General features: G+C 44.8%; 10 protein-coding genes. 2 read left to right on the top strand and 8 right to left on the bottom strand.

Going from position 1 to position 13997, the window contains the following annotated elements; translation table 11 throughout:
* Positions 1-206 precede the first annotated feature (206 nt).
* From NBH14_RS21990 to NBH14_RS21965, 6 genes are all read right to left on the bottom strand, one after another.
* Complete coding sequence (locus NBH14_RS21990; protein ID WP_186961100.1) at positions 207-1790, bottom strand: sulfatase family protein; 1584 nt, start codon at positions 1788-1790, stop codon at positions 207-209.
* Positions 1791-1800: 10 nt separating this feature from the next.
* Positions 1801-3210: a sulfatase family protein gene (locus NBH14_RS21985; RefSeq protein WP_186961101.1), complete on the bottom strand. Its 1410-nt coding sequence runs from the start codon at positions 3208-3210 to the stop codon at positions 1801-1803.
* A 158-nt stretch (positions 3211-3368) separates the two neighbouring features.
* Positions 3369-5186, bottom strand: coding sequence for a RagB/SusD family nutrient uptake outer membrane protein (locus NBH14_RS21980; RefSeq protein WP_186961102.1), 1818 nt, complete (start codon positions 5184-5186; stop codon positions 3369-3371).
* Positions 5187-5207: 21 nt separating this feature from the next.
* Positions 5208-8723, bottom strand: coding sequence for a TonB-dependent receptor (locus NBH14_RS21975; RefSeq protein WP_186961103.1), 3516 nt, complete (start codon positions 8721-8723; stop codon positions 5208-5210).
* A gap of 182 nt (positions 8724-8905) precedes the next feature.
* Positions 8906-9892, bottom strand: a complete 987-nt coding sequence (locus NBH14_RS21970) for a FecR family protein (protein ID WP_186961104.1) — start codon at positions 9890-9892, stop codon at positions 8906-8908.
* Between the two features lie 64 nt (positions 9893-9956).
* Positions 9957-10553, bottom strand: coding sequence for an RNA polymerase sigma-70 factor (locus NBH14_RS21965; RefSeq protein WP_186961105.1), 597 nt, complete (start codon positions 10551-10553; stop codon positions 9957-9959).
* Positions 10554-10754: 201 nt separating this feature from the next.
* On the opposite strand from NBH14_RS21965, the gene NBH14_RS21960 reads away from it, so the two are divergent.
* Positions 10755-12818: a DNA topoisomerase 3 gene (locus NBH14_RS21960; RefSeq protein WP_186961106.1), complete on the top strand. Its 2064-nt coding sequence runs from the start codon at positions 10755-10757 to the stop codon at positions 12816-12818.
* An 8-nt stretch (positions 12819-12826) separates the two neighbouring features.
* Here NBH14_RS21960 and NBH14_RS21955 read toward each other — a convergent pair whose 3' ends face one another.
* Together NBH14_RS21955 and NBH14_RS21950 are read right to left on the bottom strand one after the other, a co-directional pair.
* The gene (locus tag NBH14_RS21955; RefSeq protein ID WP_186961107.1) at positions 12827-13105 is read right to left on the bottom strand and encodes a Txe/YoeB family addiction module toxin; all 279 of its coding nucleotides are present in this window, start codon (positions 13103-13105) and stop codon (positions 12827-12829) included.
* Complete coding sequence (locus tag NBH14_RS21950; RefSeq protein ID WP_128133716.1) at positions 13102-13350, bottom strand: hypothetical protein; 249 nt, start codon at positions 13348-13350, stop codon at positions 13102-13104. Before NBH14_RS21950 ends, NBH14_RS21955 begins: the two co-directional genes overlap by 4 nt.
* 102 nt (positions 13351-13452) lie before the next feature.
* Here NBH14_RS21950 and NBH14_RS21945 point away from each other — a divergent pair, with 102 nt between their 5' ends.
* Entirely contained in the window at positions 13453-13944 is a 492-nt protein-coding gene (locus NBH14_RS21945) for an NUDIX hydrolase (protein WP_046147495.1), read from the top strand.
* Positions 13945-13997 lie beyond the last annotated feature (53 nt).

Genomic DNA, 13997 nt, shown 5'->3' with positions numbered 1-13997 from the left:
AAAGTCCAATGAGATAGACCCTTTACTAATCCGTCAGCTGAAGCAGACGGCAAATAAACCTGTTACAAGGCTTGTTTTATTGACTGGCTTTAACACACCCCCTACCCCCTCTCAAGAGGGGAGACAGTTACAACCAGTCAATAAACAGATAGTTCAATTTTGTCTAAACATAAATATTATTCTCCTCCAATAGATAAAAGCGCATATTACCAATAATACTGGTCCATAATCTCTTTCATCCGGGGAGTATCGGCATCGGTGTCGCCGACTTCCTGGCGGAGTGTCAGCAATTCCTGTTTCATCTCTTTGATGATATCCTGATACTGCGGTTCATTGTACATATTCTTATCTTCTTTCGGGTCGACTTGCAGGTCATGAAATTCCCAGGCCGGTGTTGTCGGAGTTTCTTCCGAGCCGGTTGCATTCAGACGGTCGCCGTAAAGGAACATCAGTTTATACCGTTCGTTGCGGATACCCATGTGGGCAGGGCGGATGGAATGGTGTGTCCAGTAACGGTAATACATTTCCTTACGCCAGTCGGTCGGTGTTTCACCTTTCAGGTTCTGACGGAAACTTTCTCCCTGTGATTTTTCCGGCGCCTTGATACCTGCGTAATCGGCAAGTGTGGCAGCGAAATCGACATTCAGGATAATATCCTTGTTGCGTGTTCCCGCCGGAATCTCTTTCGGATAACGAATCACGAAAGGCATGTGCAACGGTTCTTCATACATCATACGTTTATCGAACATGCCGTGTTCACCCAGGAAATACCCCTGGTCGGAGACATAGACGATAATTGTATTCTTGGCCAGTCCTTCTTCATCCAACATCTTGAGCAAGCGTCCGATGTTGTCGTCGATGGTCGCGCCGCAACGCAGGTAATCTTTAATCATTTTCTGATAGATTTTCTTGCGGGCAGCCACTTTATCCATACCTTTCGTAGAGAAAGGCAGTTCCGGATAGCGGCACCACCAGGCATCCGGGTCCTTGGAAGCAGTCTCCCAACGCCATCCCATATTCTCTAGTTGCTGTCCAGTGAAGGCCCTACCCGATTTCTCCGGTCCGAACTCCATCATACTTTCCGGTTCCGGAAAGACAACATCGTCGTACAGATGTTTCATCCGTTCGGGAAAATCCCAGGGTTCGTGCGTTGCCTTGAAATGACAGCACATCATGAACGGTTTGTTCTTATCCCGGTTGCGTATCCAGTCGATTGTCTGATCGGTAACGATATCGGTAGAGAAACCTTTTACCTCGGTGCCTTGCTTGCCCTTATCGTCGTCCACCCAGTTCTCGGCAGTCTTGAAGATCGGATTGACATATTCCCCCTGGTCGTGGAACACATTGAAGTGGTCGAAGCCGGCCGGTTGCCTTTTCAGATGCCATTTACCAATTAAGGCAGTCTGGTAACCGCCGGCCTGCATTTGCTTGGCGATATTATCGACTGCCGGGTCCAGCCCGTCCTCCAGCGTATAGACACCGTTGCGGTGGCTGTATGCCCCGGTCATAATGGCGGCACGGCTCGGTGCGGAGATTGAGTTCGTACAGAAACAGTTATCCAGCACGCAGCCTTCGGCGGCCAGGCGGCGGATATTCTCGTTCTTCACATAGTCGGCCAGAATACCTCCGTAGATACCCCATGCCTGACCTGTATGGTCGTCAGACAGGATAAAGAGAATATTCGGACGTTCTTCCTGGCTTTTCTCTGATTTGTTGGCCGAGTTACAGCCAATAAAAGGCAGGCATGTTGCCAACATACCTGCTTTTACAATTAGATTAGCGTTTCTCATTTCTATATTATTATTTCAGTTTTCCCGGTTCGCGGCGTCCTGGTCCCTTCACACGTGTCAGGTTATCTCCCAGGTCTTTACGCATATCGTCGGCAATCTTCATCAGCTTGGCTGCTTCTTCCGGATATTGGGAAATAACGTCGTAACGTTCTCCCGGGTCACGGCGCAGGTCATACATCTCGGCTTTCTTCAATTCCAGGTTTGTCAAATCTCCCGGCTGTCCGTCGTTACCCGGCACATAAGCACCGTAGGTGACATATTTATGCGGGAAGACCAGCTTGAACTTACCGTCCGTGACCGCTTCCAAATCATTTTTGTGATAATAATAAACGAACGATTCGCGCGGGTTGGCATCTTTCTCCCCTTTTATCAAAGGCAGGATGCTGACACCGTCAATCTTACGCTGGGGCAGCGGTGCACCGCTGATATCTGCCAATGTCGGAAGAAGGTCGATATTGGAAGCCAATTTGTTACAGGTCGTTCCCGGCTGGGTAGTACCTTTCCAGTACATCACGCAAGGGATACGGTTACCTCCGTCGAAAGTGGTAGCTTTAGCCTCACGCAATCCGCCGGCCGAACCGGCATGGTTACCGTAGTTCGCCCACGGACCGTTATCAGACGTAAGGACAATCAGTGTATTTTCTTCCAACCCCTGTTCGCGGAGCGCTTTCAATACTTCACCGACACTCCAGTCCAGTTCCATCATGACATCGCCATACAGTCCCTGTTCGCTCTTTCCTTTAAACTTGTCGGAAACGGCCAGCGGAACATGCGGCATGGAATGTGCCAGATAGATAAAGAACGGTTTATTCTTGTTCTTCTTGATGAAATTGACCGTACGGTTGGTATAATCCGTTGTAAACTGTGACTGGTCGGTGTTATAACCGATAATCTCATTTCCGTCATAGGTCGGCAGGTCCGGGAAATTGAATACCTCTCCCTGCTGCGGATGGAAAGGCCACATATCGTTTGAATAAGGCAATCCGTAATATTCATCGAAGCCGTTCTGCAAAGGCAGGAACTGTTTAGCATCGCCCAGATGCCATTTACCGAAAACTGCGGTACTGTATCCTTTCTGCTTCAACAACTCTCCTATCGTCATTTCATCCGGACTGATGCCATAATCAGAACCCGGTCCCGGAGCACCGGCAAATCCGATACGGTTCGGATAGCATCCGGTCAGCAGTCCGGCACGTGAAGCACCACTGATCGGTTGTCCGGCCAGAAAATGAGTGAAACGGACTCCCTCGGCTGCCATACGGTCGATATTCGGCGTTTTATATCCGTATGCGCCATTATAAGAAAAATCCCCATAACCGGCATCATCGAGGTTGATGATAATGAAGTTGGTGTAGTTCGCTGCAAGTCCCGTTACTGATAGTCCGGAGGCCGCAGCCAAAAGCATTAGCTTACTATTCATGATATCGTGTTTTTATTAGATAATGTTGTTATTATTACCGCATAAGAGCGTTAAAGATACGAATAAAATAAATTTCTTCCGAATGAAATCGTTTTTTCATTCGGAAGAAATCAGAATTACTCCCGCATCCTGGTTCGGATGCGGTAAGGTATGTTCAATTATTTCCAACCTGGGTTCTGCACCAGATTTTCATTTAAAAGAGTTTGTTTCAAAGGAATAGGATACAGATAGCATTTATCTTCCCAACCCGGATTCGGTTTCTCGATATAAGTAACACAGTTTACATAGCGAGGCATTTCCGAACCTTTATACAGACTCTTTGCCAGCGCTTCGCTATTGTAATCTTCTATATTATTAATCTTGACGCCGACAGGCTGTTCATTCAGATAGTTACCTTTTTTCCAACGTTTGATATCGTCAAAACGGAAACCTGAACCCATCAATTCGGAACATCTCTCACGGCGTATCTCCCACAAAACAGGGGCGACATCCGAATCACGGAACTTGTCGAAATCCGCTCCGATATTGTTTACTACCATTGCCGCAACACCGGCACGTGCACGCAACTTGTTGACAGTAGCATCGGCAACGGACTGGTCGAAACGTCCCAGTTCAAACATTGCTTCGGCATGGTTTATCAACACCTCTCCCATACGGAAGATAGGTCCGTCGGTACCTTGTACCTCTCCTTTATCAGCTCCGGGTAACGCATTATAATATTTGTACATGAAGTAACCGGTCTGCGTATCCACACCGCTGACTTTTACTGCCGTCAAATTCGGTATATTCGCAATATAAGAAGCCTTCTTCGACAGGGGCAACATTTTCCTCTCCGGATTATTTTTAGATAACTTACCCATTAGATCCATATACTCACGTTCCACAGCGTTGTCCGTATATTCCCAATGGGATAAATCCGTAGAAACCGTCACCTTATAAGGAGGACAAATTGTATAATACAGACGTAAGTCACGATTCCTGAATTCATCATACACCGTATTATCGCCATCATAAACAGTAGAAGTAGAAATAGGCCGTCCGTCAACACATAAGTATTGTTCTACGAGCTTCTTTGAACCTTCATACAAACGTTCGCCAGTCGTACGCTGAGTCAAATCATGCCCCTTCCCGCTTTCGTTTTCCAGGTACTCCCGATACAGAAGGATACTGCTTTGTCCTTTCAGGCTAGATGAGTTAAACACATCATCATAGTCCGCCATCAGCCCCAAATTCTGGTCGATAAGTTTCTGGGAGGCTTTCACGCTTGCTTCCAGATATTTCGTACCGTCTACATTATCCACACTGCCATGATACTTTCTCCAGGTCCCTTCATACAGACCGAAACGGGAAATAAAAGCACGTACTACATTCGGATTAACCGTATTATCACCGTCACCTTTCTCGTTTATATGCTCTTCGGCATACAAAAGATTTTCCAACATGTGATTGGCAACCACCTCACGGGAATCTTGTTTTGCGTATAATACATCCACATCTCCGGTCCCTACCAGATGTTCCAGCCAGGGCAAGTCGCCGAACTTCTGAAGAAGTTTGAAGTATTCATGAGCACGGAAAAAATAACCGACTCCACGCCAGTGCGCTTTCTCCTTTTCCGTCATCTGTGAGTTTTCGATATTATCCAGCATCAGATTCACCCGGCGGATAAATTCAAACGTCCATGTATCCGCACTTACATTCGAAGCAGACATACGGTTGTTTGCCCAGGCGATACCACGGGCATCATTCGAATCGAACAGCATATCCGATACATCTCCTGCCTGAGGATAGTTCTGATAAGCAATCAGTGTTTTATTATACAATCCCCACGCGTACATTTTAAAATTATCATAAGTCGTAAAGACCGTGTTTTCCGTTTCTTTATCGATCGGGTATTTATCCAGGAATTCATCATTCAGGCAGGAAGTACCTCCAATAAGAAAAGCAGCCAGACATGCTGATAAATATATTTTTTTCATAAGAATCAAGTGTTATACAAATTATAAAGTAACATTAATACCAAAAGAGAATTTCTTCATGAACGGATATAAGTCATTAATACTCATCGTTTGTTCAGGGTCCATTCCTTTATACATATGATGTTTTGTCCAGAGGTCTTCACCACTAAAGAATACTTTAAAAGCCGAAATCGCTCTTGTTTTCTCAAGCCAGCTACTCGGGAATGAATAACTCAATGTGATATTTTTCAGTTTGATGTAAGAGGCATCCATCAGATATTTAGTCTGATTCCTTCTGTTGAAACCATCCGTTCCCTGATTCACACCTGTCTGGTTTCCTAAACGGGGGTAATAAGCATTCGGATTTTCAGGAGTCCAATAATCCAGGTGGTGTTTCAATACAGTAGCAGCAGCATTCGGGTTATCCGTGTTGGTGTGCGGCCATGCCAGGAAATTTGATTTACCGTCCGTACCGACAATCAGGTCACGTTTTCCAACTCCCTGGAAGAATACGGTCAGGTCAAAACCTTTCCAACCCACACCGGCATTGATTGCATACGGATAGCGTCTGGAATTATTACCGATAATCTTTCTGTCACCCGCATCTTTAGCCGTGTTATCACCGGAGTTATCAATTTTACCATTTCCGTTTAAGTCTTTGAACAGGATATCACCCGGTCTCGGGTCACGTACATACGGGTCGATAGTAGGAACTCCTTCTTTCAGTTTATAGATACCTTTCGCCTCATCAATCGTTTCGAAATCATCTTCCGTATAGAAACGGTCTGTAACAAATCCCCAGATTTCCCCTATTTCCTGACCTACACGATAAGTAGACAATGATTCTGTGGGGTTATCGAACTTCGTTACTTTTGAACGTGAATCATACAGGTTCAAACCGATGTTATAACGCCAGTCTTTACCGATACGGTCTCTCCAGTTTATTGCCAACTCCCAACCTTTTGTACGCAGATCGGCCGAATTTTCCAACGGAGAAGAACCGCCAAGCACAGAAGGAAGTTCCTTACCCGGAGCCAACATACCTTTCGTATCACGACGATACCAGTCAAATACCAGGTCTAAACGGTTATCGAACATACCCAAGTCGAAACCGATATCCAGCGTCTCTACCTTTTCCCAGGTAAAACTCGAACTAACCAAAGCCGGAACTTTACGGGTTATATTCCATAAGCCATTTTCCAGCCATCCGTTTTCCGTAGCCATTACGCCCAGGAATGCATAGTTCTTAATTGCCTGGTTACCTACCTGTCCGAAAGAACCTCTCAGCTTGAAGTTCGTAACATATTCCTTCGACCAATCCATGAATTTTTCTTCAGAAACTCTCCAACCCAACGAGAAAGATGGGAAGAAACCGAAACGATTGCCTGAAGGGAATTTGGAAGAACCATCATAACGCCCGTTCGTTTCAAACAGGTATTTTCCTTTATAGTTATAAGAAGCTCTGTAATACAAACCACGTAACGAATATTCGTCATATTCATCGCCGGTAGTCATTGTTCCGTCCGCACCGCTCAATGAGGGATGTTCCGGATTTACCACATGCAATTTCTTTCCCCAAACTCTACGCATGTAACTGTATTCCTGGTTGAAACCTGCCATTACACTGAAAGAGTGGTCGTTTATCGTCTTATCGTAATTTCCGTAAACGTTGATTGCATTGTAGTTGATATGCTTTTCATCCAACTGGTATGAAGAGTTACCGCTATAGGAGTCCGCCACTGAGAAATAGTTGTTTTCCGCATTGACATACTTCACTGTTTTCTGGTATTCGTCCTGGTCGTAATTAGTTCTGTTGAAAGTATATTCAGCATTGATTAACAGTCCTTCCATCGGATTGAAAATAGCTTTACCGAAAAGACGGATATCTTCGTTGTTCTTTGCCTGGACCGGAGAATTCATGATATTCCAGCGGGGAGTACCGATTGGATAAGTTTCCCCGTTTATCTCAACGTCACCTTCCGGATAATAAGTCGGCAGCAATTGGGCCAGACGATACGGAGACCAGTTTCTCAACGTATTCATATTCGGGTTGGTCGTTTTCGACTTGGAGTATTTAATATCCGCCTGCACTTTCAACCAGGAAGTAATTTCCGTATTCACAAAAGAAGACAGGTTGTATCTGTTATAACCATCCTTATCCGTAACCAGAATACCGTCTTCATCCAGGTATCCGAAAGATAAACGGTAAGCAGACTTAGCCGTACCGCCGCTCACTGAAACATTATGTGTCTGCTGGAAACCATAATTATCCATCATACGTTCCAGATGGTTGTTCTCTTTTAAATCGTAGCGGTTACCATTGTCATCCATATAATAGCCTAACGGATATTTACCCGGATTTGCCTGGTAATCTTCCAGATAGCCCAACCATGCAGTGATATCCTGTCCGTTGTTATAACGGCCGTTCTTATATCCCATATCATTATAGAAACGGACTGTTTCCAGCGGAGACGCTTTTTCTATCAAAGACTGAGGCTTTGAGAATGCAAAGTTGTTGTTGTAATTGATAGAAACCTTTTGCTCTTTATTCGCCTGTTTGGTTGTAATCAAAATAACACCGAAAGCAGCACGTGCACCGTAGATAGCAGCAGAAGCCGCATCCTTCAAGACTGTTACCGTTTCAATATCGGACGGAGAAATCATATTGATATCCATCGGAACGTTATCTACCAATACCAACGGCTCGCCTTCTCCGTATTCATCGATATTCAGACGGTTGGTACCGCGAACATTCAATGTCATGCTCTTACCCGGGCTACCGGCATTGGTGGTAATTGTCAGACCCGGCATAGCTCCCTGCAACGCCTGGCTGGCGGAAACGACCGGACGGTCACCCATTACCTCTTCCATCTTCACCGTACTCACGGCACCTGTCAGATTGGCTTTTTTCTGTGTACCGAAACCTACGACAACAACTTCATCCAGTGTCTGGGTATCTTCCAGCAACTTAACTGCATATTGCGACTGCTGTCCGTCTACACGTATCTCTTTGTTCAGATAACCGATGTAGGAAATTGTCAGTGTACTGCCAGACGGAACATCCAGGCTGAATTTACCGTCGATATCTGTAATTGTGCCGTTAGTGGTACCTTTCACTACCACATTCGCACCGATAACAGCATCTCCCCTGTCGTCTGTTACCACACCTGAAATTTTCTTTTCCGGCTGTGCCTGCTGACGGGACGGAGCAGCGTTGGTTTTACGCACGCTGACTGCAATGGTATTGTTCTCCCGGTTAAAATCCAGACCGGTCTGTTTGGATATTTCATTTAAGACGTCTTTCAACGGCTTGCCATTAAAGGACAAATTGACCGTTAACTTGTTGTTGGTGACGGTCTCGCCGTAAAAGAACTTGACTCCCGTTTGCTGGGAAATCTCTTTGAGGACCTTTTCTACCGGTTGATTGTGGACCTCAACGGTCACTACTTCTGATTTTATCGTTTGGGCCATTGCCGGTTGTGCGCATACAACTGCTAAAAAAACAAAAAGTACAGCATAACAAGCCCAACAATACTTCTTAATATTAAGGAAGTTCATAAATTTGGAATGTTTTATGGTTGTTTTGAATAGTAATTTAAAACGACTCCGTATAGATTGTCTGGCCTCCACTCCGGACAATCGGTAGAGTATAAGGGAGGTCCCTGTGACCTTCCTTTTCTTTTTGTGGATAAGTTAACTGGTGTCTTTCATGTAAGTATCAATTTAGAATAAGTTAATAATCAATTCTTATATAAAACTATTTTGTCATTTTCTATCCTGTATTTTATATCTGTTGAATATTGTATCGATTTAAGTACTGCTTCCAGACTTTTATTATCATGTTCCCCGTAAATATAATCGTCATATTCCGCACCCGGGGCAAATTCAATAGTCCGGTTATACATGCGGACCAGTTCATTGACAACGGTCCGTATGGGAGTCCTGTTAAAGTAAAGACCACCTTTTATCCAGACAGTGGAAAGCCTTGCATCTTCATTCCGTTTCTGGAACTCGCCTTTCGTCTTATCCATCACGAACTGTTCGTCCGGCAGCAGGCGCATCATCGCTTCCGGTAAATCGACCTGCACTTTCCCCGTCTGAACACTAACAGTCAACTGCTCGTCCATATCGAAGGCTTTCACATTGAAGGAAGTACCCAACACCTTTACATCGGCATCTTTCGTATGGATAAGGAAAGGTTTCTCTTCATCCCGGGTTACCTCGAAAAAAGCTTCTCCATTCATCTCTATCCGGCGGACATCAGTAATGAACTCCCGGGGATATCTTAAATAAGAACCGGCATTCAATGTTACGGAAGTCCCGTCCGGCAAAATAACCCGTTTATGTTCGCCGTTCTTCACATGCACTTCCGTATATGTCAATACCTTTTCCTGATTCGAACGTATCAGGCGGAATCCGCCCCAACCTATCGACAAGATGACAGCCACGATTGCCACATATCTCAAATAGGGAATAAAGGAGAAACGTTTCTCCGGTTTCCGGATGCGCGACAATAACAAACGGGCCTCTTCCCTGTATTGCTGATGCTGCAACGACGAAACCTCATCTTCCTCCATTTCTTCCCATACAGTGTCCATTGCTTCGGAAATTTCCGTATTGTATTTTCCGGCATGGAAATGCTTCAACAGGTCGTCGGCATCTTTACGGGTGTAGAGGCCGTCGACGAATCGTTTCAATAAGTTGTTTATATACTTCAAATCTGCCATATTATCGGTGCATGTATTTATAGTACCACGAAACGAGGTACAACTGGGATATGATTAACTTTTATTATGAATTCAGGCAAAAGAGCAGTACTAGTAAATCGGCATACGTCCCGGAGTATTTCACTAAATATGAACGTATTACTTTCAAAGACGCAGAGATATGCTGCTGGACGGTATAAACTGAAATATTTAATTCTTCCGCTATTTCCTTATGAGACTTCATCTCTTTCCGGCTCATATCGAAGATACGGCGTTGCTGTGAAGTCAAATCGAGCAGAGCCTTTTCGAGCAGTTGGTTCAGGTCGTCATCCAATATTTTATCTTCCGTATCATTGGTCACATCCACCGAACCGGACAAGATGATATTTTTAAGTTGTTGCTCTTTCTCTATCCCGGCCAGCAGATTAAGAATCCGGTTTTTCACAATTGTATAAACATAAGGTGCAAAAGGAGAATCCGGATTCAGGAAACGCCTGTTTTGCCAGACGGAGGTGAAAGCATCCTGAAAAACATCTTCTGCAAATTCTTTCGATTTAAGAAACTTCATCGCAAAGAACATCAGCCTGTTCTTATACAAAGCGTATAATTCACAGAATGCAGACTCGTCATCCTGAATCAAACCTGCAATAAGTATCTTTTCCTGTTCTGAATTATTATACATTTAAACTAATAAGTGGAAACACAATCCATACTCTTCATGTCCTAAGACTTGTCAAATATAGAGATATTCTATATACCTCACAAACATGTCTGTAAAATAAGACCGGCATTCCTGCGAACTTCTTTAATTCTATCTACGATTTTATTAAGTCAACAGGAAAGCGTACATTTGTGTGATTTTTACGAAAGGATTAGATTGCAGATGAAAGTATGTATTGCTGAAAAACCGAGTGTGGCACGAGAGATTGCCGAAGTACTGGGGGCTACAAAAAGAATGAATGGGTATATTGAAGGAAACGGATATCAGGTTACCTGGACATTCGGACATCTGTGTACACTCAAGGAACCTCACGAATACACTGACGACTGGAAACGATGGAGCCTGGGAGCACTTCCTATGATCCCCCCCCGTTTCGGCATCAAGTTGATTAGTAACCCGACCTACGAACAACAGTTCAAAGTGATTGAAAGCCTGATGCAGAATGCAGAGATGGTCATCAACTGCGGTGATGCCGGCCAGGAAGGGGAACTGATTCAACGTTGGGTGATGCAGAAAGCCGGCTGTAAATGCCCGGTTTACCGTTTATGGATATCATCCCTTACCGAAGAAGCCATTCGCGAAGGTTTCCAGCATCTGAAAGAACAGACTGAATTTGCCAGACTATACGAGGCCGGATTATCCCGTGCCATAGGCGACTGGTTGCTGGGAATGAATGCAACCCGATTATATACAATCCGTTACGGACAGAACCGCCAGGTACTTTCTATCGGCCGTGTCCAGACACCGACACTGGCACTGATTGTAAACCGCCAGGCAGAGATAGATAATTTCAAGCCCGAACCTTACTGGGAGTTGAAAACCGTCTACCGGAATACAACCTTCTCCGCTACCAAGGGTAAATTCACCAAAAAGGAAGAAGGGGAAGCCTTCCTCGAAATCGTACAGCAGGAAGACTTTACCGTCACCGATATTTCCGAAAAGAAAGGGAAGGAATACGCTCCCCGCCTTTTCGACCTGACCTCGTTGCAGGTGGAATGCAACAAAAAGTTTGCATTTACCGCCGACGATACATTAAAACTGATTCAGTCATTATATGAAAAGAAAGTGACCACCTACCCCCGTGTAGATACCACTTTCCTGAGTGATGATATTTACCCGAAAGTTCCGAATACGCTGAAAGGGCTGGTCGATTATACCGAGCTGACGGCTTCCCTGTTGAATGCCAAGATTCCCAAAAGCAAAAAAGTATTCGACAACTCAAAGGTAACTGACCACCACGCCATCATCCCGACCGGCGTACCTGCCCGTAATCTGACGGAGAATGAACGGAAGGTATATGACCTGGTTGCCCGTCGTTTCATCGCCGCCTTTTACCCGGACTGTGAAATCTCCACTACAACCGTACTCGGTAAAGTGGGTAAAGTAGATTTCAAAGTAACCGGAAAACAGATATTAAAACCGGGATGGCGCGTCGTATTCGGTGCGGAGCAAAAAGATCCGGATGCCGAACCGACCGAGGAAGAAGGCGTATTGCCGGACTTCACCAAAGGAGAAACCGGACCGCATAAACCTTTATTAAAGGAGACCTGGACGACTCCGCCCAAGCCTTATACAGAGGCTACGTTGCTCCGTGCAATGGAAACGGCCGGTAAGCTGGTCGATAATGACGATTTGCGTGATGCCTTGAAGGAAAACGGTATCGGCCGCCCTTCCACCCGTGCAGCTATCATTGAAACGCTTTTCAAACGTAACTATATCCGTAAAGAACGAAAGAACCTGTTCCCTACCGCCACCGGAAAGGAATTGATAGGTACAATACACGAAGAGTTACTGAAAAGTGCCGAACTGACCGGTTTATGGGAAAAGAAACTGCGTCAGATAGAACGTGGAACTTATGAGGCAAAAACATTCCTGGACGAACTCAAACAGATGGTCCACCAGGTAGTCATCAACGTCCTTTCCGACCAGTCCACCCGCACCATCACCATCGAGGACGCCGCCAAAGAAGCACCGAAAGAGGAGAAAAAAGAAAAAAAACCCCGCAAGCCGCGTGCCAAAAAGGAAGAGGCTCCCAAAGAGAAAGCAGTCCCCCAACAACCGGCAAAACCGGTTTGCCCCATCTGCAAGAAAGGAAACATCCTGCGAGGCAAAACTGCCTACGGTTGTTCCGAATATAAGAATGGTTGTACATTCCGGCTGGATTATGCGACTTATGGGGAAGGGTTATCGGATGAGGAATTGGCAAAGGTTATCGGAAAGTTGTAACGACACGGTCATTTATCATTATAGTGTTCTTTTGCTTGCACGACCGTTACAATTACCTTGTCTTCCTCGACTGCGTAGATCAATCGATCTTTTTTATTGATACGACGAGACCAATATCCGGACCAGTTGCCTCGCAGAGACTCAGGTTTACCTGTGCCGGTGTAAGGATGTTCACGTAGTTCATTTAATAAAACATTCACTTTCTTAGCTCCTGCTTTATCACCGGCACGAGAAAAGGAAGCAATCTCTATCTTTGCCTCCTCAGTAATAATTAATGTATATTTCATAAACCAAGTAATTCCTTCTGAAGCTCAGGGGTCAATTCCACAACTTCACCATTCTCCCTCTGCTTCACTGATTTCCGGAAATGAGCAAGATTTGCCGGATTAGTAAAAAAGGGGTCTTCTTTCGGAGTGGTAATACGTTTGACGGAAGCTTTCACTTTCTTTACTAATTCCATATCATCCAAGGCTAATATAATTCTCGCCAGTTCAGCTTTTTCAGCTTCCATGGCCATAGTTGATTTTGTCATAGTTATTCTTTTTTATTATGTCCTTGACAAAAGTAATAATTAAATTCCACATACCAACTACCTTTATTCCTTATCTTTGCAACCTCAAAAACAAAGAAAAAGATGAAAGAAGAATGGTTCCCCTTAGTCAACGAAATGGGAGAAACAATAGGTAAAGCGACCCGAAAAGAATGTCATAGCGGAAGCAAACAACTGCATCCGGTCATCCATCTGCATATCTTTAATGATGCCGGAGAACTATATCTGCAAAAACGTTCCATGACCAAAGATATCCAACCCGGTAAATGGGATACGGCTGTCGGAGGACATATCGATTACGGGGAAACGGTCGAAGAAGCTCTCCGCCGGGAAGTCCGTGAGGAGTTAGGCATTACAGCATTCACCCCCCAATTCATCACCCGTTACGTCTTTGAATCAGCTATCGAAAAAGAACTAGTCAACACATTCCGCACAATTTACAACGGAGAAATCAAACCGGACACCGAGGAACTGGACGGCGGACGTTTCTGGTCGCTCGAAGAAATCAAGTCGAACCTGGGACAAAATGTGTTTACTCCTAATTTTGAACAGGAGTTTAAGAGGTTGTTTCTATAACATGTCGGAATCAGCAGTAAAACCGTTCACCATTCACCTTGCAATAGCTAAAA

Origin of the sequence: Parabacteroides caecihominis (assembly GCF_023656785.1) — a bacterium.
GTDB lineage: Bacteria > Bacteroidota > Bacteroidia > Bacteroidales > Tannerellaceae > Parabacteroides > Parabacteroides segnis.
Note: the sequence above shows the minus strand (reverse complement) of the source record. Positions and strands in the feature narration are given on the sequence as shown.

Bases quoted from the DNA above. Each gene is read 5' to 3' on its own strand.
- NBH14_RS21945 (WP_046147495.1), top strand. From the start codon at position 13,453: ATGAAAGAAGAATGGTTCCCCTTAGTCAACGAAATGGGAGAAACAATA.
- NBH14_RS21990 (WP_186961100.1), bottom strand. From the start codon at position 1,790: ATGAGAAACGCTAATCTAATTGTAAAAGCAGGTATGTTGGCAACATGC.
- NBH14_RS21980 (WP_186961102.1), bottom strand. From the start codon at position 5,186: ATGAAAAAAATATATTTATCAGCATGTCTGGCTGCTTTTCTTATTGGA.
- NBH14_RS21965 (WP_186961105.1), bottom strand. From the start codon at position 10,553: ATGTATAATAATTCAGAACAGGAAAAGATACTTATTGCAGGTTTGATT.
- NBH14_RS21960 (WP_186961106.1), top strand. From the start codon at position 10,755: ATGAAAGTATGTATTGCTGAAAAACCGAGTGTGGCACGAGAGATTGCC.
- NBH14_RS21970 (WP_186961104.1), bottom strand. From the start codon at position 9,892: ATGGCAGATTTGAAGTATATAAACAACTTATTGAAACGATTCGTCGAC.
- NBH14_RS21950 (WP_128133716.1), bottom strand. From the start codon at position 13,350: ATGACAAAATCAACTATGGCCATGGAAGCTGAAAAAGCTGAACTGGCG.
- NBH14_RS21955 (WP_186961107.1), bottom strand. From the start codon at position 13,105: ATGAAATATACATTAATTATTACTGAGGAGGCAAAGATAGAGATTGCT.
- NBH14_RS21985 (WP_186961101.1), bottom strand. From the start codon at position 3,210: ATGAATAGTAAGCTAATGCTTTTGGCTGCGGCCTCCGGACTATCAGTA.
- NBH14_RS21975 (WP_186961103.1), bottom strand. From the start codon at position 8,723: ATGAACTTCCTTAATATTAAGAAGTATTGTTGGGCTTGTTATGCTGTA.